The organism is Shinella sp. R2-11, assembly GCF_055330205.1.
On sequence record NZ_JBVAPC010000002.1, the window covers coordinates 715,470 to 735,857 of the forward strand.

Consider the following 20,388-nt stretch of genomic DNA (forward strand, 5'->3'; position numbering starts at 1 on the left):
CCAATCGCAAAGGGAATTCCATGCAGACCAACATGCGAAAAGAGATCAATGAAATCCCCGAAGCGGCGGCCCGCCTGCTCGCCGGTTCCGCCGGCGCCATCGCCGCCGCCGGCAAGGCGCTGCGCGAGCGCGATCCGCAGTTCTTCGTCACGATCGCCCGCGGTTCCTCCGATCACGCGGCCCTCTTCCTGAAATATGCGATCGAGCTCACCGCCGGCCGCCCGGTCGCCTCCCTCGGCCCGTCGCTCGCCTCGATCTACGGCGCGAAGCTGAAGCTCGGCGGCGGCGCGGCCATCGCCATCTCCCAGTCCGGCAAGAGCCCGGACATCGTCGCCATGGCCGACGGCGCCACGAAGGGCGGCGCGATCTCCATCGCGCTCACCAACACGCTGCCCTCGCCGCTCGCCGATGCCTGCACCCATTCGCTCGATCTTTCGGCCGGTCCGGAAATCAGCGTCGCGGCGACGAAGTCCTATGTGAACTCCATCGTCGCCGGTCTTGCCGTGCTCGCCGAATGGACGGGCGACGCCGATCTCGACCGCGCCGTGAAGAACCTGCCGGAACAGTTCGCCAAGGCCGTCGCGCTCGACTGGTCCGAGCTTGCCGGCGACCTCAAGGACGCGCAGTCGCTCTATGTCCTCGGCCGCGGCCCGGGCCTTGCCATCGCGAGCGAGGCGGCGCTGAAGTTCAAGGAGACCTCCGGCATGCATGCCGAGGCCTATTCCTCGGCGGAAGTGCTGCACGGCCCGGTCGCCCTCGTCGGCCCCTCCTTCCCGGTGATCGCCCTTGCCGCCCGCGATGCAGCCGAAGCCTCCGTCACCGGCATGGCCGATAGCCTCGCCGAGCGCGGCGCCTATGTCGGCATCACCGCGGCCGGCGCCAAGAGCGCGCGAAAACTGCCCTTCGTCGCCACGGGCCATCCGATCACCGACGCGCTGGCGCTGATCGTTCCCTTCTACGGCTTCGTCGAAGCCTGGTCGCGCGGGCGCGGCCTCGACCCCGACAAGCCGGTCAACCTCAAGAAAGTGACGGAAACCCGATGACAGCCCTCACCGCCATTACCGGAGCCCGGATCTTCGACGGCAATCTGTGGCATGACGACAGCGCGCTCCTCGTCGAGGGCGGCAAGGTCGCCGCCATCGCCGCGCTGCGCGACGTGCCGGCCGACGCCCGGATCGTGCCGATGGACGGGCTTTCGCTCGTTCCCGGCTTCATCGATCTCCAGGTCAATGGCGGCGGCGGTGTGCTGCTCAACGAGCAGCACGATGTCGAGGGCATCCGCACCATGTGCGCCGCCCATGCCCGTTTCGGCACCACCGGCCTCTTGCCGACGCTGATCACCGACAACCGCGAGGTGACCGCGAAGACCATCGTGGCCGGCCTTGCGGCGCGCGAAGCGGGCGTGCCCGGCTTCCTTGGCCTGCATCTCGAAGGCCCGCATCTTTCCATCGCCCGCAAGGGCGCGCACGACCCGTCCCTCATCCGGCCGATGGAACAGGCGGACCTCGAACGAACCATCGCCGCCCGCAAGGGCCTCGATACCCTGCTGATGACGCTCGCGCCGGAAAACGCGACCAACGAGCAGATCGCCGCGCTCCATGCGGCCGGCGTCACCGTCAGCCTCGGCCATTCCGACAGCAGCTATGCCACGGCGGCGGCGGCCGTCGAGGCGGGCGCGCACATGATGACCCATCTCTTCAACGCCATGAGCCAGCTCGGCAACCGCGAGCCCGGCATGGTCGGCGCGGCGCTCGATCTCGGCCATGTCAATGCCGGCCTGATCGCCGACGGCTACCATGTCCACCCCGTCGCCATCCGCGCGGCGCTCCGGGCAAAGCGCGGGCCCGGCCGCATCTTCCTCGTCACCGACGCCATGTCGCCCATCGGCACGGACATGACGAGCTTCTTCCTGAACGGCCGGGAGATCTTCCGCGAGGGCGGACGCCTGACGCTGGCCGACGGCACGCTCGCCGGCGCGGACATCGATATGGCCTCCTGCGTGCGCTACATGCGCGATACCGTGGGCATCGACCTTGCGGAAGCGCTGCGCATGGCCTCGCTCTACCCGGCCGAGGCCGTCGGCCTGACCGGCCGCAAGGGCCGCCTCACCCATGGCCACGACGCCGATTTCGCGGTCATCGACGACGGCGTGAACGTCCTGTCGACCTGGATCGGCGGCATCCCGGTCTTCAACGCCTGATGCATGACGGCCCCGCCGCGCTCCTTGCGGACCGCGGCGGAATCGGCTCTACCCGAGCCCAGCAGGATAGGATTTGTCCGGGAGCGGCACATGCAATTGATCTTCGACGGCCACAACGATGTTCTCCTTCGGCTCTGGGAGCATGCGCGGGAGGGGATCGACCCCGTCGCCGAATTCGTCCACGGAACCGACAAGGGCCATATCGACGCCCCGCGCGCCCTGAAGGGCGGCCTTGCCGGCGGCTTCTGCGCCATCTTCATCCCGCCGAACGGGGACTATCCGGCCCGCGAGGTCGATGCGAACGGCCATTACAGCATTCCGATGGTCGGCCCGCTGGAACAGCCCGCCGCGCTCGCCACCGCGCTCGAAATGGCCGCCATCGCCTTCCGGCTGGAGCGCGCGGGCGCGCTTTCGATCTGCCGCTCCACCGCCGATATCCGCGCTTCCATGGAGGCCCGCCGCTTCGCCACCGTGCTGCATATCGAGGGTTGCGAGCCGATCGCCGGGGACCTCTCGACGCTGGAGACGCTCTACGCCGCGGGCCTGCGTTCGCTCGGCCCGGTCTGGAGCCGGCACAACCGCTTCGGCCATGGCGTGCCCTTCGCCTTCCCCTCCTCGCCCGATACCGGCCCCGGCCTCACGCCGGCCGGCGTCGAACTGGTGAAGGAATGCGACCGGCTCGGCATCATGATCGACCTTGCCCACATCACGGAAAAGGGCTTCTGGGACGTGGCGCGCGAAAGTACCCAGCCGCTCGTCGCCACCCATTCCAACGCCCATGCGCTGACGCCGATCTCGCGCAACCTCACCGACCGCCAGCTCGACGCGATCCGCGAGCGCAAGGGCATTGCCGGCCTCAACTACGCGACCACGATGCTGCGCGCCGACGGCATGGAGGATGCCGACACGCCGCTCTCCGACATGGTGCGCCATATCGACCATATGGTGGAGCGCATGGGCATCGACTGCGTGGCGATCGGCTCGGACTTCGACGGCGCGACGATCCCCGCCGCCATCGGCGACGCGGCCGGCAACCAGGCGCTGGTCGAAGCGCTGCGCGCCGCCGGCTACGGTGAGGACGACCTTGCGAAACTCTGCCGCGAGAACTGGCTGCGGCTTCTGAAAACCGTCTGGCGCGAAGCCTGACGAACGACACGGACCGAACACATGACCAAGCCCCTCATCGAACTCTGCGTCGAAGGCATCGACGGTTTCCTCGCGGCCCAGGAGGCCGGCGCCGACCGGGTGGAGCTCTGCGCGAGCCTGATGGAGGGCGGCCTGACCCCGAGTCTTGCGACGATCCGCGGCGCCGTGAAGGCCGCGCGCATTCCCGTCCACGTCATCATCCGCCCGCGCGGCGGCGACTTCCTCTATTCGGATACCGAATTCGAGACCATGGTGGAGGACATCAGGGCGCTGAAAAGCGAAGGCGTCTCCGGCGTCGTGATCGGTTGCCTCACGCCGGACGGCCGGATCGATGAGGAACGCACCCGCGCGCTGGTCGAGGCCGCACGGCCCATGTCCGTCACCTGCCACCGCGCCTTCGACATGACGGCGGATGCCGGCGAGGCGTTGGAGGCCCTGATCCGCTGCGGCATCGACCGCGTGCTGACCTCCGGCCAGCGCGACACCGCCGTCGAAGGGATCGCCATCCTGAGAAGCGCGGTCGAGCAGGCCGCCGGCCGCATCGTCATCATGGGCTGCGGCGCGCTCGATGCCGGCAACATCCGCAAGGTCCGCGACGAGGCCGGCCTTGCCGAGATGCATTTCGCGGCGCTGACGACCGTGCCGAGCGGCATGGTGTTCCGCAATCCGCATGTCGGCATGGGCGGCACCGAGAAGGACCGCGAATACGAACTGACGCTGACCGACAGGGACGCCGTCCGGGCGACCATCGCCGCCGCAAAATCCTGACGCGCCATCTTGCGGGCGGCGGTCGGTTATCCCTACCTTTCGCGGGAACCCCTACCTTTCACGGGAACAAGGAGACCTGCCATGCACATGCCTTCCGCCCCTGCCCGCCTGCGCACCGCGCTTGCCGCCGGCCTGCTGGCCCTCGCCGCCCTTCCCGCCGCCGCCGATACGGTCGGCAAGGTCGGCGTCGACTGGATCGGCAACGATATCTATGTCGATGCGGTGAGCGACCCCAAGGTCTCCGGCGTGACCTGCCACGTCACCTATTTCGACCGCTCCGTCATCGACCGCCTGCAGAAGGGCAACTGGTTCGAGGACCCGTCGAACAACGCCATCTCCTGCCAGCAGACCGGCCCGATCGCTATCGGCGACATTGATCTTTCCCGCGGCGGCGAGGAGGTCTTCAAGGCCGGCCTGTCGCTGATCTGGAAATCGCTGATCGTCACGCGCGTCTACGACAGGAAGAACGACACGCTGATCTACCTCGCCCATTCGCGCGAGGTGGTGAACGGCTCGGCGAAGATGTCGATCTCGACCGTCCCGCTCTATGGCGAGACCGTCACCTGGACCAAGGGCAAGCCATGAAAAAAACGCCCCGGCCATGACTGGCTCGGGGCGTTTCTTTTAGAGGACGCGGCGCTTACTTGACGTAAACGATCTTGCCGCCATCCGCCGCCGTCCTGACCTCGACGACATTGTTGAGCTGGACGTTCTTGGACGCCAGCACTTCCGTCAGGCCCGGGTCGGACTGAAGCTCGGCCTGAGCCTTTTCCATTTCGGCCGGGTCGTTCATCTTGTGCGACAGACGGTCGAACTCGGGGCGCTGGTCCTGGTCGGCCTCCAGCGTCGAAATCTGGACGACATTGACCTTGTCCGCGCTGATCGAGCTGGTTGCCATCGTGTCCGCATCCATGCTCTGCTGGGCATAGGCGACGCCTGCCATCGGCGAGACGGCGAGAAGAGAGGCAAGTGCGATCGTAACTGTCTTGTTCATCGTCATTCTCCACTGTTTCGTTTGCAAGTAGCGTGGAGAAAACGGCAACCCCCTCGTTTGGTTCCTCATGAATTCCCGGAAAGGGCGTTGAGGCCGAAGGACGGCCGAAAGCGCCCGGCGGAGACCGACGGGCGCTTTCGCTGAAATTCCGCTGCCTTCGGCCTCAGGCGGCCTGGGCGAGCTCGTCGGCGATGACGGTGTCGAGGTTGAGGAAGCAGACCATCGACTTTTCCAGCGCCACGATGCCGCGGCAGAAGGCGCGCTGGGCTTCCGGGATGATTTCCGGCGCCGGCTGCAGGGCCTCGCTCTTGATGGTCATCATGTCGGAGACCTGCTCGACGAGGAGGCCGACCAGCTTGCCGGCGATGTCCGTGACGATGATGGCGGAGCGCTCGGACGGCTCGGTCATCTTCATGCCGAGGCGGCAGGCCATGTCGATGACCGGGATCACCGCGCCGCGCAGGTTGATGAGGCCGAGCACATAGGGCGGCGTGTGCGGCATCGGCGTCACCGGCGCCCAGCCGCGGATTTCGCGGATGGCCATGATGTCGATGCAGAATTCCTGCTCGCCGAGATGGAAGGAAACGATTTCGAGATAGGCGCCGGACTGCTTGATGGCGTTGGACATGGACAAGACCTCTTCCCGACGAGGGAGCGAACTGTGAGAGATGCGCGGCGCGCCGTTCGGCGTGCGGCGGACGTCATGTCCCGGAGCCCGAGGGCCTGATGCGCGTCACGGCAAGGTGACAAAGAGAGATTAAACATTGCCTAATGAAACATTGCCGAATGGGATATTCCGGCCGGTTTCGAATATGGCCGTTCCGTGCTATGGTCCGGCCATGGACAAGACAGCCCGCCGATATACCGTCGTTCCCGCCGCGCTGGTCGCGCTCGGGCTCGCGGCCATGGCCGCGACAGCCGCCTTTGCCGGCTGGCTGGAGCATGGAACGGCGATCTTCCTCAGCCTTGCCGAATCCGGCATGTCCTGGTGCTTCTGATCACAATCGCGCGAGTCCTTCCGCTTTGCCGGCATTGCGGCAATTGGCGCGTTTGCGCGCCCTGCGCCGAAGGACTATGACACCGGGCGAGCGGCGTTGCCGTCATGAGCATTTCCAGCAAAAGTGCGAAGCGGTTTTGCGTTCGGAAATGCGGCGAAACAAAGCGTTAGAACGTTTTCGCGATTCGAAGAAAAGCGGAAATGCTCTAGAGCCCACCGAAGGACTGCCATGAAGACCCTGCGCCTCGTACTCTGGATCGCCGTCGCGCTCGTTGCCGGCCTGCTCGGCTGGTTCACGCTGGAAATGACCCGCACGAAGGACCAGGTGGCAAACGGCCCCTTCGGCGTGCCCTTCGAACTCGTCGCGCAGGACGGCAAGCCGATCACCGAAAAGGCCTTCACCGGCAAGCCGACGGCGCTGTTCTTCGGCTTCACCCATTGCCCGGAAGTCTGCCCGACGACGCTCTTCGAGCTCAACGGCTGGCTCGACAAGGTCGACCCGGACGGCAGCAAGCTGCAAGCCTATTTCGTCACCGTCGACCCGGAGCGCGACACGCCCGAGCTGATGGGCCAGTATGTCGGTAACGTCTCCAAGCGCATCACCGGCATTTCCGGCCCGCCGGCCAAGGTGCTGGACATGGTCAAGGGCTTCCGCGTCTACTATCGCAAGGTGCCTCTCGACGAGGAAAAGCCGGACGGCGACTACACGATGGACCACACGGCCTCCGTCTTCCTGCTCGACGCGACCGGCCGCTTCACCGGCACGATCTCCTATGGCGAGAACCCGGACGTCGCCGAAAAGAAGCTCGCCAACCTGATCAAGGGATAAGCGCGCTTACCGGCGATCCACCTTTGCCCTCGGCTTTCGGACATGCTAGGCGGACCTGAAACAACAGGAACCCGGCCCGTGAGCGAAATCCGCCTCTACATCAGCACCACCGAGCAAAAGGCGGAAGCGGCGCTTTCGCTGATGAGCGACGCCTTCGAGGACGAGGGCTACGCCATCGCCACGATGGAGATCGACGAGAAGAACGACGTCTGGGAAGCCTCCGTCTACATGTTCCGGCCGGAAGAGGCGGAGATCCACGAGCGTTTCGCCGCCCTGCTCGCCGCCGATTTCCCGGGCGTCGAGATCCAGCGCGAGGTTCTTCCCGATATCGACTGGATCGCCAAGTCGCTCGAAGGCCTGAAGCCCGTGCGCGCCGGGCGCTTCGTTGTGCACGGCTCGCATGACCGCGGCACGGCGCGCGCCGGCGAGATATCCATCGAGATCGACGCCGGGCAGGCCTTCGGCACCGGCCATCACGGCACGACGGCGGGCTGCCTGGAAGTCATCTTCGACGTGATGCGCAAGCGCAGGGTCAAGCGCGCGCTCGACCTTGGAACGGGCAGCGGCGTGCTGGCGATCGCCGCGCGAAAGCTCGCCCCCGTCCGGGTTCTTGCGACCGACATCGACCCCATCGCCACCCGCGTCGCGCGCGAGAACGTGCGCCTCAACGGCATCGCCTCCGGCATCGCGCTGGAAACCGCGCCGGGCTTCCACTCCACCGCCTTCGGCCGCCACGGCCCGTTCGACCTGATCATCGCCAACATCCTCGCCCGCCCGCTGATGCGCATGGCGCCCCAGCTCGCGGCGCAGCTCGCGCCGAACGGCGACGTCATCCTCTCCGGCATCCTCGCCTCGCAGCGCTGGAAGGTGCTCGCCGCCTATAACGGCGCGGGCCTGCGCCACGTGAAGACCATCTGGCGAGAAGGCTGGGTGACGATCCACCTCGACAACCGGCGCTGAGCGGCGGCGAAGGCGGTTCGCCTCGGCGTTTCCGTCATGCAGGCAAAATAAAAGGCGGTGCCAGAGGCACCGCCTATGGACCGGCGAACCGGCCTGCCCGCGAGCTTGAGGAGGAGGAGTGCTCGAGCGGACCTATGTGTTCCGAGCGCCTTCCCGGAGGAGGGAGGAGGAGTGACCGGCAAGACGCCTGATCGGAACACCTAGCTATGTGCGATCCGAAGGACTGGAGGAACTTTCACTTCGTTTCGCTTGAAGCGCGTTTAAGTTCGCTTCGTTGGCGCTGCTTATAATCGATAGAAAAAATAGAGATAGTCCCTTTTGCGGCATGGGTGCCATGCGCTGGGCGCATAAGTCCAATGTAAGACCTCTCGGTGCACCCGCATGCTTCACACGCGTTTCCCTCCCTGCCGGGATCGGCTAGATTGCCGGCACGATTCATCGCCTCACCGGAAGTCACCCATGTTCCAGAGTTTCGACGTCACCTCCACGCCCCAGTTCGGCCGCGAGCGCGCGGACGCGTTGCGCGCTTCCTTCGATACGCTCGGCATCGACGGCTTCCTCGTGCCGCGCGCCGACGAATACCAGGGCGAATATGTGCCGGCCGCCGCCGAGCGCCTGTCCTGGCTGACCGGCTTTACCGGCTCGGCGGGCGTCGCGCTCGTCATGCGCGGCAAGGCCGTCGTCTTCGTCGACGGGCGCTATGTCACGCAGCTCGCCGAGCAGGTGGACGGCACGGTCTTCACCGGCGGCGATCTCGTCGGCGAACCGCCGCATCTCTGGCTGCAGAACCATGCGCCGAAGGGTTTCCGCCTCGGCATCGATCCCTGGCTGCACACCGGCGCGGAAGTGCGCCGGCTGGAAAAGGCGCTTTCCGGCCTCGGCGGCAAGCTCGTCCTCCTGCCGCACAATCCGCTCGACCGCATCTGGAGCGGCCGCCCGAGCGAACCGCTCGGCCGCGTCGCGATCCAGACCATCGACCATGCCGGGGAACTCGCCAGGGACAAGCTCTTGAAGATGGCCGAGGCGACCACAAAGGCCGGCGCCGATGCCCTCGCCGTCACCGATCCCTCCTCCATCGCGTGGATCTTCAACATCCGCGGCAGCGACGTGCCGCACACGCCCCATCCGCTCGCCCGCGCCATCATCCCGGCGAACGGCCGCCCGCAGCTCTTCCTCGACAAGCGCAAGACCGGCATCGAGCAGGAAGCCTATCTCACGCAGCTCGCCGACCTCGTGCCGCCCTCGCAGTTCGACGAGCGGATCGCGGCGCTGGCGGCGGAAGGCAAGCGCATCCTCGTCGACCCGGACCATGCCCCCTTCGCGCTGGCCGAGATCGCCCGCGGCAAGGGCGGCACGCTCGTCGAGGCCGCCGATCCGGCCCGCCTGCCCCGCGCCTGCAAGAACGAGGTCGAGCTTCAGGGCTCCGCCCGCGCCCATCTCCAGGACGGCGCGGCCATGGTGGAATTCCTCGCCTGGCTCGACGGCACGACGCCGGGAACCGAGACCGAGATCGCCGTCACGAAGAAGCTGGAAGAGGTGCGCCGCCGCGTCGGCGAGCGCCAGCAGAACCCGCTGAAGGACATTTCCTTCGACACCATCTCGGGCGCCGGCGCCCATGCCGCCATCATGCACTACCGCGTGACGACGGCGAGCGATGCGACGCTCGAGCCGGGCACGCTCTTCCTCATCGATTCCGGCGCGCAATATATCAACGGCACGACGGACATCACCCGCACGGTCGCCATCGGCGCGGTGCCGGAGGAGCAGAAGCGCTTCTTCACACTGGTCCTGAAGGGCATGATCGCCATCAGCACCGCCCGCTTCCCCAAGGGCACGCGCGGCTGCGACCTCGATCCCCTCGCCCGCATCGCCCTGTGGAAGGCCGGCGCCGACTTCGCGCACGGCACCGGCCACGGCGTCGGCTCGTATCTCTCGGTGCATGAGGGTCCGCAGCGCATCTCACGGCTTTCGACGCAGGAACTGCTGCCCGGCATGATCCTCTCGAACGAACCGGGCTACTACCGCCCCGGCAGCTTCGGCATCCGTATCGAGAACCTCATCCACACCCTGCCGGCTGCACCTGTCGAGGGCGGCGATATCGACATGCTCGGCTTCGGGACGCTGACCTTCTGCCCCATCGACCGCCGCCTCGTCGTGCCGGCCCTGATGGCGGACGAGGAGCTCGCCTGGCTCAACGCCTATCACGCTGAAACGCGCGAAAAGATCGCGCCGCTCCTTTCGGACGACGCGACGAGGGCATGGCTGGAAAAGGCGGCGGCCCCGATCAGCCGATGACGTGACGCAGGATCATCACGACGATCCAACCCACGCCCAGCATCGGCAGCAGCGAGATGCGCAGGCCGACGAGGAAGGCGACCGCCATGGTGAGGGTCACGTCGAGGCCGCCGGTCACGGCGGCCGGCGCCACCAGCGTCGTCAGGACCGCGGCCGGAACGGCGTTCAGCGCCGCTTCGGCCCGCGGCGGAATGCGCTTCATGCGCGTGATGAAGACATAGCCGCCGATGCGCGTGAGATAGGTGGCGATCGCCCCCGCCGCGATGATCAGCAGCGTCTGGGTGTGGAACATCGTGTCCATGCTCATGCCTCCCCTTCGATGGCATCGCCGATGGGCGCCGCGCTCTCTTCTCCGTCGATGGGCATGAGGGCGGCGACCGCGATGCCGGCCAAGGCGCCGAGGCTGACATGCCAGGGCGAGCCGACGAAGTGCAGCGCCAGGATCGAGCCGACGGACGAGGCGAGCACCACCGGCAGCCAGTTCGCCCGGCTGCGGAAGCCGAGCACCAGCCCCATGAAGTAGATCGGCAGCAGCACGTCGATGCCGATGGCGCGCGGATCGCCGATGAGGTTGCCGAGGAAGCCGCCGAGCAGCGTCAGGAAGAACCAGGGAGTATAGACGCTGAGGCCGAGCACCAGGAACCAGACATAGCCGACGCGGATGCCGGCATCGGCCCGCCGCTCCGTCTCGGCGAATTGCGGGTCGACCAGCAGGAAGAGCCCGGTCGCCTTCTGCCAGAAGGTGAAATGCCGGATATGGGCGGCAATCGCCGCCGAATAGAGCACGTGGCGGAAATTCACCGCGAAGATCGACAGCACCACCAGCCACGGCGCGACATGGTGGTTGAACAGCTCGACGCCGACGAGCTGGCTCGCGCCGGCATAGAGCGTGGCGCTCATCAGCGCGGCTTCGGCGATGCTGAGGCCATTGTCGACGGCGACGGCGCCGAACAGCACGCCGAACGGCGCGGCGGCAAGCGCGATGGCCAGCCCGCGCCGGGCGGCGTCGCGGATTTCTTCTTTCGTGTCGGGCGTCATGGGTTCTGCTCTCTTGCGTTGGCTGAAGCCATAGAGCAGGCACGATCCACCGGCAAACCAATATGGCTGATGGACCGTTAGCGGGATTGATCGATCGGCACCTTGAGACGACCGGCGCTGATGGTTGATCAGGACGATGCACTCCCTTTCCTTCGTCCTCCTCGGGCTTTTGCGGAGGCTTCTCCCACCTCTACCGTGGTAGATTCTCGGGTCGAGCCCGAGGATGACAACAGGAGAGAGGAGCGGCAGCTAAAAGCAACGCCACCTATGCCGCGCCTTGATGGGAAAGCCTCGCCTCCCCACCGTCACCCTCGGCCTTGAGCCGAGGGTCCATTGCCGCATATTCCCGATCACGACGACCAGGAGGCCGACGCCGACGCCGTCGCCGTCCAGCTCAGCTCTTCTTGAGCTGGAACGTATGCTCCGGGCCCGGGAAGCTGCGAGCCTTCACCTCCTCGGCATAGGTGGCGAAGGCTTCGCTCATCACCGGCGCCAGATTGGCGAAATGCTTGACGAAGCGCGGCTTGAAGTCGGTGAAGATGCCGAGCACGTCGTCGACGACGAGGACCTGGCCGTCGCAGGCCGGTGACGCGCCGATGCCGATGGTCGGCGCCTTGATCTCGCCGGTCACCTCGCGCGCCACAGGCTCGACCGTGCCTTCCACCACGATGGCGAAGGCGCCGGCATCGTCGATGGCCGCGGCGTCCTTGCGGATCTTGTCGACTTCCTTGTCGTTGCGGCCGAGCGTGCGATAGCCGCCGGTCGTGTTGATGAGCTGCGGCATCAGCCCGACATGGCCGAGCACCGGAATGCCGCGCTGCGTGAGGAAATGCACCGTCTCGGCCATTTCCGCGCCGCCTTCGAGCTTGATGGCCGAACAGCCGGTTTCCTTGAGCACGCGGGCGGCCGTGGCGAAGGCCTGCTCCTTGGACTGCTGGTAGGAGCCGAACGGCAGGTCGACCACGACGCAGGCATTGGACGAGCCGCGCATGACGGCCTGTCCATGGGCGATCATCATCTCGATGGTCACGCCGACGGTCGAATCGAGGCCGTAAAGCACCATGCCGAGGCTGTCGCCGACCAGCATGAAATCGACATGCGGATCCATCAGCTTGGCAACCGGCGTCGTATAGGCGGTAAGGCTGACGATCGGACGCTGGCCCTTCAAGGCCTTGATGTCGGCGGGCGCCAGCCGGCGCTTGGCGGTGTGTACACTCATGTCACGCTACCTTTTTCGCGTTTTTCGGGCCGATGACCCGGTTATCGAGGAGTTTCGTGCTCCCAAAGCGCACGAAAAGCAACAAAAGAACCGGCCTGTCGCCGACGCTGGCGATCTCGCCCAGCGTATCGGGATCGCGAAGCGCGACCACCTCGGGATGGGCCAGCGGCGCGGTACGGATGAAGGCGGTGACGCCCTCCTCCAGCTTCCTGGCATCCGTTTCGCCCGCCGCGATCAACCGCTCCGCCTCTTCCAGCGCCCGCGGCACGATGGCGGCGGCGGCACGCTCTTCCGCAGACAGATAGACATTGCGCGAGGAGCAGGCGAGCCCGTCCGCCTCGCGTACCGTCGGCACGCCGATCACCTCGACGGGCTGCGCGAGATCGGCAACCATGCGGCGGATGATGGCGAGCTGCTGGTAATCCTTCTCGCCGAAATAGGCGCGGTCGGGCCCGGCGATGTTGAAGAGCTTGGTGACGACGGTCGCGACACCCGCGAAATGGCCGGGGCGCACGGAGCCTTCCAGCTCCGCGCCGAGCGTCGGCACGTCGACCACGGTTTCCATCGGCCGCGGATACATGTCCGCGACGCCGGGCGCGAAGAGATAGTGGACACCCGCCGCCTCCAGCATCGCCTGGTCGCGGGCAAGGTCGCGCGGATAGCGCGCGAGGTCCTCGTTCGCGCCGAACTGCAGCGGATTGACGAAAATGGTGGCGACGACGATGTCGTTGTCGGCGAGCGCCCGGCGGGCAAGCTCCATATGGCCGACATGAAGATAGCCCATGGTGGGAACGAGACCGATCGTCCGGCCGCCCGGGCGGTGCGGCGCCAGCGCCGCGCGCAGGTCCGCGATGGTGGTGAAGGTCTGCATCGGCGGTTCCTCCTTGCTCTCGCCCTCTCCCGCGGGCGGTCCCGTCCGCATGCTTTCTCGGGAGCATTTCGGGGGGCGCCGTTTTCTATCTTGTGCAGCGCAAAAAGACAATCGGGAAAGACTTTTGCCCGCCATCGCTTAACCCGCTGGGCAGCTTTGCGTTTTGCGCACTGTACATTTGCGGCAATGACCAGTAGAGAGCGCCCACACACGCCCGTTACGCGCGGGCTTGAGAGTGCGGCGCAAGATCGCCGCTGAACCCGAATTCCGAAAGACCCCCTATGACGAGTTTCGAAGGCCTCGCTCCGGCGATGGCAAAGGCGTTGGAAAAACGCGGCTATACCACATTGACGCCGGTGCAGGTCGCCGTCTCCGACCCGAAGATCGGCGATGCCGACGCGCTGGTCTCCGCGCAGACCGGCTCCGGCAAGACCGTCGCCTTCGGCCTCGCCCTCGCCCCGACGCTGCTTGAGGGCGAGGAGCGCTTCGGCCGCGCCGCAAGCCCGCTCGCCCTCGTCATCGCCCCGACGCGCGAACTTGCCATGCAGGTCAAGCGCGAGCTGGAATGGCTCTACGAGATGACCGGCGCCGTCATCGCCTCCTGCGTCGGCGGCATGGACGTGCGCACGGAACGGCGCGCGCTGGAGCGCGGCGCGCATATCATCGTCGGCACGCCCGGCCGCCTGCGCGACCACATCACCCGCAACAACCTCGATCTCTCCGACATCCGCGCCGTCGTGCTCGACGAGGCCGACGAGATGCTCGACCTCGGCTTCCGCGAAGACCTCGAATTCATCCTGGAAGCCGCGCCGGAAGACCGCCGCACGCTGATGTTCTCGGCCACCGTGCCGAAGGAGATCGCCGCGCTCGCGAAAAACTACCAGCGCAATGCGATGCGTATCTCGACGGCCGCCGAGAAGGAGCAGCATGTCGATATCGACTATCGCGCCCTGCTGACCGCGCCTGCCGACCGCGAGAACGCCATAATCAACACGCTGCGCTTCTACGATGCGCAGAACGCCATCGTCTTCTGCTCGACGCGCGCGGCGGTGAATCACCTGACGGCCCGCTTCAACAATCGCGGCTTCTCGGTCGTCGCCCTTTCCGGCGAACTCAGCCAGAACGAGCGCACCCACGCCCTTCAGGCCATGCGCGACGGCCGCGCCCGCGTCTGCATCGCCACCGACGTCGCCGCCCGCGGTATCGACCTGCCGAACCTCGAACTGGTCGTCCATGCCGACCTGCCGACCAATCCCGATACCCTGCTGCACCGTTCGGGCCGCACCGGCCGCGCCGGTCGAAAAGGGGTGAGCGCCCTGATCGTGCCGCTCAACGCCCGCCGCAAGGCCGAACGCCTACTCCAGATAGCGAACCTCAAGGCCAACTGGGCGACCCCGCCCTCGGCCGAGGAGATCCTGCGCCGCGACGACGAGCGCCTGCTCGCCGATCCCCTGCTTTCCGACAAGGTCACCGAGGACGAGGAAGCGACCGTCGAGGCGCTGGTCGAAAAGTTCGACGCCCGCCAGCTCGCCGCCGCCGTCGCGCGCTTCTTCAAGGCCGGCCGCTCTGCACCGGAAGACCTGATCGAGGTCTCGCTCGAACAGCGCAAGCCGCGCGAGCGCGGCAACGACGTCATTCCCGCCGAAACCAAGCGCCCGCGCGACAGCTTTGCCGCCAGCGTCTGGATCTCCATCTCGGTCGGCCGCAAGCAGCGCGCCGAGCCGCGCTGGCTGATCCCGATGCTCTGCCGCAACGGCAACATCACCAAGAACGAGATCGGCGCCATCAAGATGCAGCCGGAAGAGACTTATGTGGAACTCTCCGCCGATGCCTCCGACGGCTTCCTCGGCGCACTCGGCCCGAACAGCATGCTGGAGCGCGGCATCCGCGTGACCGTGCTGGAAGGCATGCCCGACCTCACACCGCAACCCTACGAGCGCACGCCGGGCGAGAAGACCCAGCGCTACGACCGGCCGGAACGCCGCGCCGACTGGAAGCCGAAGGGCGAATTCGAGAAGAAGGGCGGCTACGACAAGAAGCCGCGCTTCGACAAGCCGGAAGGCGCGGCCGCAAAGCCGCACTGGAAGGAGCGCGGCGACAAGCCAGATTTCAACAAGGGCGACGTCGACAAGAAGCCCCGTTTCGAGAAGAAGCGCGACTTCGACAAGCCGGAGGGCGCGAGCGCCAAGCCGCACTGGAAGGATCGCGAGGACGGCGGCAAGAAGCCCGCGAAGTCCTTTGCCGGCGCAAAGCCCTTCAAGGGCAAGCGCGACGAGAAATTCGCCAAGCCCGACGACACCCGCAAGCCGAAGGGCAAGAAGCCGGATCGGCATTGAATTGCACGCGGTGCGGAACTTGCAGGTCCGCACCGCGTTCTCCCCGCGCTTTTGCGAGGGGATTCATGAATGGCCGCTGCCGATGACGAGACAAGCGAGTTCAGCCGGTTCGTGACCGGTCTGGGGCGCGGCGTCGCGGGCGCGCTGTTCCTCGCCCTTCCCATGCTGATGACCATGGAGATGTGGCATCTCGGCTATTACATGGCGCGCGAGCGCCTTCTCCTGCTCCTGCTTCTCAACATCCCGCTCCTTGTCCTTCTCGCCCACCGCATCGGCTTCGAGAACATCTCGACCTGGCGCGAGGCGGTGCGCGACGCCATCATCGCCTATGGCATCGGCATCGTGACGAGCCTCGTCGTGCTGGCGGCGCTCGGCCTCCTGCGCGGCGGAATGTCTGCGGCCGAAATCGTGGGAAAGACGGCGCTGCAATCGGTGCCCGCCAGCATCGGCGCCATGCTCGGCCGCAGCCAGCTCGGCCATGAGGAGACGGACGACGGGAAGAAGGACACCTATCCCGGCGAGCTCCTGCTGATGGCGACGGGCGCCCTCTTCCTCTCGCTCAACATCGCGCCGACCGACGAGATCGTGGTTCTCGCCTACAAGATGACGGCATGGCACGCGCTCGTCGTCGCCCTGTTGTCGATCGCCCTCATGCACGGCTTCGTCTACGCGGTCTCGTTCACCGGCGGCCACGAGCTTTCGCCCGAGACGCCCTGGTGGCACGCCTTCGTGCGCTTCACCCTGCCCGGCTATGTGGTCGCGCTCGCAATCTGCGTCTTCACCCTGTGGATATTCGAGCGGCTCGGCGACAGTTCGGCCGTCGAGATCATGCTTTCCGTCATCGTGCTCGGCTTTCCCGCCGCGCTCGGCGCCGCCGCCGCGCGGCTGATCCTGTGAGGCTGCCATGACGCGATCCGGCACAAGCCGCCACCGCGAACGCCACGACCCGCACTGGATCGAATGGCTGACGGGGCTCGTCTCCGCCGTCCTGATCGCCGGGATGCTCTCATGGATCGGTTGGGAAGCCGTCACCCGCAAGGCGACCCCGCCCGATCTTTCCATCACGGTGCTGGCAACGCAAGCGACCTCCGCCGGCCACCGCGTCGCCTTCGACATCTACAATTCGGCGACCACCACCGCCGCCTCCGTCACCGTGATCGGCCGGCTGAGGGAGGGCGACAGGATCGTCGAGGAAAACCAGGTCACCTTCGACTATGTCGCCGCCGAATCGAAATCGGCCGGCGCCATCCTCTTCCGCAACGACCCCGCGGGCCGCGGCCTGGATATCCGGGCGGCCGGCTATACCGATCCTTAGGAAAGGCCGATAAGTCGCGGAAAGGATTCTGAAAAGCGGAACCAAATCCATCCACACGGATTTTGCAGCAACGATAACGTCCGTGTCCGGCGTGAGGGAGGGCATGGCTGATCCAGCAAGGTCGGAACCATGGAACTGCCTCTTCTCATCCTGTTGACGACCCAGGCCCTTCTTCCGCTCTTCTTCCTGATGTGGCTCTGGCTGCCGCGCCCCGCCGACCGGCTGGGCTGGGCGATGCGCGTGTTCTATGGAGCGAGCTATTTCGCCTTCATCATTGTGATCGGTCGCTGGGATTTCCTGAGCACGGAACTGGCGCTCGTGCTGCCCATCCTCTTCGTCGCCGCTGCCGCCCTCTCCTACCTGCGCGTGCGCGACCGACCCTGGAACGAGGCGCGCGCCGCCATACGCAAGCATGGCCTGACGGCGGCCATGGCGGTCTTCTTCCTTGCCCTGACGGCCCGCGCGCTTTCCGGCTACGGCTACCAGGATAGTGCGGTGGAGCTTGCCTTCCCCTTCGGCCCGGGCACCTACTATATCGGCCAGGGCGGCGGCGCGACAGCGATCAATTACCACCATTCGGACCAGAGCCAGCGCTACGCGCTCGACATCGTCGCGCTCAACCGTTTCGGCGCGCGGGCAAGCGGCCTGATGCCCGAGAACCTTGCCGACTACGTCATCTTCGACCGCGAGGTGAAGAGCCCCTGCACGGGCGTCGCCATCTCCGCCCATGACGGCATCGCGGACAATCCCATTTCGCAGACCAATACGAGCGAGCCCGCCGGCAACCACGTCATCCTCGCCTGCGGGACGGCGCGCATCCTGCTCGCCCATTTCAGGAAGGGCTCGATCGCCGTTTCGGGCGGCGCGATCGTCACGCAGGGCGAGACGCTCGGCCGGGTAGGCAATTCGGGCAACTCCTCGGAGCCGCACCTGCATATCCACGCCTATCTCGGCGGCACGCTCGATTCCGATACCGGCATCGGCGTGCCGATGACCTTCGACGGCGGCCGCTTCCTGGTGCGCGGATCGACCGTCACGATCCCTTGATGCGGTCGAACCAGCCGTCCTCGTCGATCACCTCGACATCGAACTCACGCGCCTTGCCGAGCTTGGAGCCCGCACCGGGGCCGGCGACCACGAGGTCGGTCTTCTTGGAGACCGAACCCGCCACCTTGGCCCCCAGCCGCTCGGCCATGGCCTTGGCCTCGTCGCGCGTCATCTTCTCCAGCGAGCCGGTGAAGACGACCGTCTTTCCGGCAACCGGGCTCGACGTCGCCACCACCGCCTCGGCGGCCTCCGGCGCCACCTCTTCGAGAAGCCGGCCGAGCACGTCGAGATTGCGCGGCTCCTTGTAGAATTCCACGATGGCCCGGGCGACGACCTCGCCGATGCCGTCGATGCTGTTGAGCTCGTTCCACCCCTCGCCCGAAAGCGGCGCCGCCGCCTTCATCGCCTCCTCGAAGGCGGCATAGGTGCCGTAGGCGCGCGCAAGTAGCTTGGCATTCGTCTCGCCGACATGGCGGATGCCGAGCGCATAGATGAAGCGGTTGAGCGCGATCGAACGCCGGGCGTCGATGGCGTCGAAGAGCTTGCGGACGCTGACCTTGCCGAAGCCGTCGATATTCTCCAGCTTGAGAAGCGGCGAGGCTTCCTGCCGCCGCTTGAGCGTGAAGATATCGGGTGCCGTGCGGATCGACAGCGACGGGTCCTCCGCCTCGAAGAAGAAGTCGATCTGCTTGGAGCCGAGCCCCTCGATATCGAAGGCGTTGCGCGAGACGAAGTGCTTCAGGTGCTCCACCGCCTGCGCGCGGCAGACGAAGCCGCCGGTGCAGCGCGTGACGGAATCGAGCCGGCCCGTCTTCTCGTGGCGCTCGCGCACCGCATGACTGCCGCAGACCGGGCAGGTCTTCGGGAATTCGTAGGGTTGCGCTTCGGCCGGCCGCTTCTCCATCACGACGTCGAGCACCTGCGGGATGACGTCGCCGGCCCGCTGGACAATGACGGTATCGCCGATGCGGATATCGTGCCCCTCCTCGCGGATGCGCTCGCCGCTGTTGCCGATGCCCTCGATATAATCCGCATTGTGCAGCGTGGCATTGGTGACGACCACGCCGCCGACGGTGACGGGTACAAGGCGCGCGACGGGCGTCAGCGCGCCGGTGCGGCCCACCTGGATATCGATCTTCTCGACGGTGGTGAACGCCTGCTCGGCCGGGAACTTGTGCGCCGTCGCCCAGCGCGGCGAGCGCGAGCGGAAGCCGAGGCGCTCCTGCAACGCCAGCTCGTCCACCTTGTAGACAACGCCGTCGATATCGTAGTCGAGGTCCGGCCGGGCAAGGCCGATCTCGCGGTAATGCGCGATGATGTCGTCGACGCGGGTCAGCCGCTCGGTCATCGGATTGACGGGGAAGCCCCAGGATTTCAGCACGCCGATCATGCCGAACTGCGTGTCCGCCGGCATGTCCGACATCTCGCCCCAGGCATAGGCGAAGAAGCGCAGCTTGCGGCTCGCCGTCACCGAGGCGTCGAGCTGGCGGAGCGATCCGGCGGCCGTGTTGCGCGGATTGACATAGGTTTGCTTGCCTTCCGCCGCCATCTTCTCGTTGAGCGCGAGGAAGTCGCTCTTGGCCATGTAGACCTCGCCGCGCACCTCCACGACGGCCGGCGCGCCGGCCGGCAGGCGGTTGGGGATCTCGGCGATGGTCAGCACATTGGCCGTGACATTCTCGCCCGTCGTGCCGTCGCCGCGCGTCGCGGCACTCGCAAGGCGGCCGTTCTCGTAGCGGATCGACATGGACAGCCCGTCGATCTTCGGCTCGGCGGTGAAGGCGATCGAATCGTCCGGCAGGCGGCCGAGGAATCGGTAGACCGAGGCGACGAAATCCCGCACGTCTTCATCGGAAAACGTGTTGTCGAGGGAGAGCATCGGGCGGGAATGGGTGATCGGCGCGAAGGTCGCAAGCGGCGCGGAGCCGACGCGGCGCGACGGGCTGTCGTCGCGGACGAGCGCGGGGAAGCGCGCCTCAATCGCCTCGTTGCGGCGCTTCAGCGCGTCGTAATCGGCATCCGAAATCTCCGGCGCGTCCTGCCCGTGGTAGAGCTCGTCATGCCGCGCGATCTCCGCCGCCAGATAGGCAAGCTCCGCTGCGGCTTCTTCTTCGGTCAGGGTCTCGACGGGGGTCTTCGCGTTCGCCATGGCATGCTCCGGATTTGGGAGTCGTTTTAGAGCAAAGCTGACGAAAGGAAAGATGCGAGGTGCCGGATCGCCCCTCATCCCGCTGCCGCGACCTTCTCCCCGTAAACGGGGAGAAGGAGGGTGCCGCGAGGGTTTCCTTCCACCATTTGCCGCATGTGGCAAGTCCCTCTCCCCACTGGCAGCAAAGCCATGGCCTATAGGGTCGGCGTCTCCGCCTCGTCCTC

The 20,388-nt window shown here is 66.5% G+C and carries 20 protein-coding genes; 13 read left to right on the forward strand and 7 right to left on the reverse strand.

The window, feature by feature from the left end:
* The first annotated feature begins 20 nt into the window (after positions 1–20).
* From ACZ1A1_RS08090 to ACZ1A1_RS08110, 5 genes are all read left to right on the forward strand, one after another.
* Positions 21–1,043, forward strand: a complete 1,023-nt coding sequence (locus tag ACZ1A1_RS08090; protein ID WP_463619463.1) for an SIS domain-containing protein — start codon at positions 21–23, stop codon at positions 1,041–1,043.
* A complete protein-coding gene (gene nagA / locus ACZ1A1_RS08095; protein ID WP_463619464.1) occupies positions 1,040–2,200 on the forward strand; it encodes an N-acetylglucosamine-6-phosphate deacetylase in 1,161 nt (386 codons plus the stop codon). The genes ACZ1A1_RS08090 and nagA overlap by 4 nt, the downstream gene beginning before the upstream one ends.
* A 90-nt stretch (positions 2,201–2,290) precedes the next feature.
* A complete protein-coding gene (locus ACZ1A1_RS08100) occupies positions 2,291–3,346 on the forward strand; it encodes a dipeptidase (protein WP_463619465.1) in 1,056 nt (351 codons plus the stop codon).
* 21 nt (positions 3,347–3,367) lie between these two features.
* Positions 3,368–4,114 carry a copper homeostasis protein CutC gene (locus tag ACZ1A1_RS08105; RefSeq protein WP_463619466.1) on the forward strand — a complete coding sequence of 249 codons (747 nt, stop codon included), beginning with the start codon at positions 3,368–3,370 and terminating at the stop codon, positions 4,112–4,114.
* 87 nt (positions 4,115–4,201) lie between these two features.
* Positions 4,202–4,699 carry a CreA family protein gene (locus ACZ1A1_RS08110; protein WP_463619545.1) on the forward strand — a complete coding sequence of 166 codons (498 nt, stop codon included), beginning with the start codon at positions 4,202–4,204 and terminating at the stop codon, positions 4,697–4,699.
* 55 nt (positions 4,700–4,754) lie between these two features.
* On the opposite strand, the gene ACZ1A1_RS08115 is transcribed toward ACZ1A1_RS08110, so the two are convergent.
* Both ACZ1A1_RS08115 and ACZ1A1_RS08120 read right to left on the reverse strand, forming a co-directional pair.
* Positions 4,755–5,108, reverse strand: a complete 354-nt coding sequence (locus ACZ1A1_RS08115) for a hypothetical protein (protein ID WP_313192781.1) — start codon at positions 5,106–5,108, stop codon at positions 4,755–4,757.
* 163 nt (positions 5,109–5,271) lie between these two features.
* On the reverse strand, positions 5,272–5,736 hold the full coding sequence (locus ACZ1A1_RS08120; RefSeq protein WP_117366518.1) for a chemotaxis protein CheW: 465 nt from the start codon (positions 5,734–5,736) through the stop codon (positions 5,272–5,274).
* 211 nt (positions 5,737–5,947) lie between these two features.
* Here ACZ1A1_RS08120 and ACZ1A1_RS08125 point away from each other — a divergent pair, with 211 nt between their 5' ends.
* From ACZ1A1_RS08125 to ACZ1A1_RS08140, 4 genes are all read left to right on the forward strand, one after another.
* Positions 5,948–6,106, forward strand: a complete 159-nt coding sequence (locus ACZ1A1_RS08125; protein ID WP_313192780.1) for a hypothetical protein — start codon at positions 5,948–5,950, stop codon at positions 6,104–6,106.
* Between the two features lie 228 nt (positions 6,107–6,334).
* The gene (locus ACZ1A1_RS08130; RefSeq protein ID WP_463619467.1) at positions 6,335–6,934 is read left to right on the forward strand and encodes an SCO family protein; all 600 of its coding nucleotides are present in this window, start codon (positions 6,335–6,337) and stop codon (positions 6,932–6,934) included.
* Positions 6,935–7,012: 78 nt separating this feature from the next.
* Positions 7,013–7,894 carry a 50S ribosomal protein L11 methyltransferase gene (locus tag ACZ1A1_RS08135; RefSeq protein ID WP_463619468.1) on the forward strand — a complete coding sequence of 294 codons (882 nt, stop codon included), beginning with the start codon at positions 7,013–7,015 and terminating at the stop codon, positions 7,892–7,894.
* A gap of 459 nt (positions 7,895–8,353) precedes the next feature.
* Positions 8,354–10,189, forward strand: coding sequence for an aminopeptidase P family protein (locus tag ACZ1A1_RS08140; protein WP_463619469.1), 1,836 nt, complete (start codon positions 8,354–8,356; stop codon positions 10,187–10,189).
* Here the strand turns inward: ACZ1A1_RS08140 and ACZ1A1_RS08145 are convergent.
* The 4 genes from ACZ1A1_RS08145 to panC form a co-directional block, all read right to left on the reverse strand.
* Positions 10,179–10,490, reverse strand: a complete 312-nt coding sequence (locus tag ACZ1A1_RS08145; RefSeq protein WP_162911347.1) for an AzlD family protein — start codon at positions 10,488–10,490, stop codon at positions 10,179–10,181. The genes ACZ1A1_RS08140 and ACZ1A1_RS08145 overlap by 11 nt on opposite strands.
* Positions 10,491–10,492: 2 nt before the next feature.
* Complete coding sequence (locus ACZ1A1_RS08150; RefSeq protein ID WP_463619470.1) at positions 10,493–11,227, reverse strand: AzlC family ABC transporter permease; 735 nt, start codon at positions 11,225–11,227, stop codon at positions 10,493–10,495.
* Positions 11,228–11,621: 394 nt separating this feature from the next.
* Positions 11,622–12,446 carry a 3-methyl-2-oxobutanoate hydroxymethyltransferase gene (gene panB / locus ACZ1A1_RS08155; RefSeq protein WP_203319307.1) on the reverse strand — a complete coding sequence of 275 codons (825 nt, stop codon included), beginning with the start codon at positions 12,444–12,446 and terminating at the stop codon, positions 11,622–11,624.
* A 1-nt stretch (position 12,447) separates the two neighbouring features.
* Positions 12,448–13,317, reverse strand: a complete 870-nt coding sequence (gene panC / locus ACZ1A1_RS08160; protein ID WP_463619472.1) for a pantoate--beta-alanine ligase — start codon at positions 13,315–13,317, stop codon at positions 12,448–12,450.
* 281 nt (positions 13,318–13,598) lie between these two features.
* Between panC and ACZ1A1_RS08165 the strand changes: the two genes are divergently transcribed.
* The 4 genes from ACZ1A1_RS08165 (at position 13,599) to ACZ1A1_RS08180 (ending at position 18,015) form a co-directional block, all read left to right on the forward strand.
* Positions 13,599–15,653, forward strand: a complete 2,055-nt coding sequence (locus tag ACZ1A1_RS08165; RefSeq protein WP_463619473.1) for a DEAD/DEAH box helicase — start codon at positions 13,599–13,601, stop codon at positions 15,651–15,653.
* 69 nt (positions 15,654–15,722) lie between these two features.
* Positions 15,723–16,550 (forward strand): TIGR02587 family membrane protein, encoded by an 828-nt coding sequence (locus tag ACZ1A1_RS08170; protein ID WP_463619474.1) that lies wholly within the window; start codon positions 15,723–15,725, stop codon positions 16,548–16,550.
* A gap of 7 nt (positions 16,551–16,557) precedes the next feature.
* A complete protein-coding gene (locus ACZ1A1_RS08175) occupies positions 16,558–16,968 on the forward strand; it encodes a TIGR02588 family protein (protein WP_463619475.1) in 411 nt (136 codons plus the stop codon).
* Between the two features lie 129 nt (positions 16,969–17,097).
* Positions 17,098–18,015: a M23 family metallopeptidase gene (locus ACZ1A1_RS08180; RefSeq protein WP_463619476.1), complete on the forward strand. Its 918-nt coding sequence runs from the start codon at positions 17,098–17,100 to the stop codon at positions 18,013–18,015.
* On the opposite strand, the gene ligA is transcribed toward ACZ1A1_RS08180, so the two are convergent.
* Positions 18,002–20,164, reverse strand: a complete 2,163-nt coding sequence (gene ligA / locus ACZ1A1_RS08185; RefSeq protein ID WP_463619477.1) for an NAD-dependent DNA ligase LigA — start codon at positions 20,162–20,164, stop codon at positions 18,002–18,004. The genes ACZ1A1_RS08180 and ligA overlap by 14 nt on opposite strands.
* Positions 20,165–20,388 lie beyond the last annotated feature (224 nt).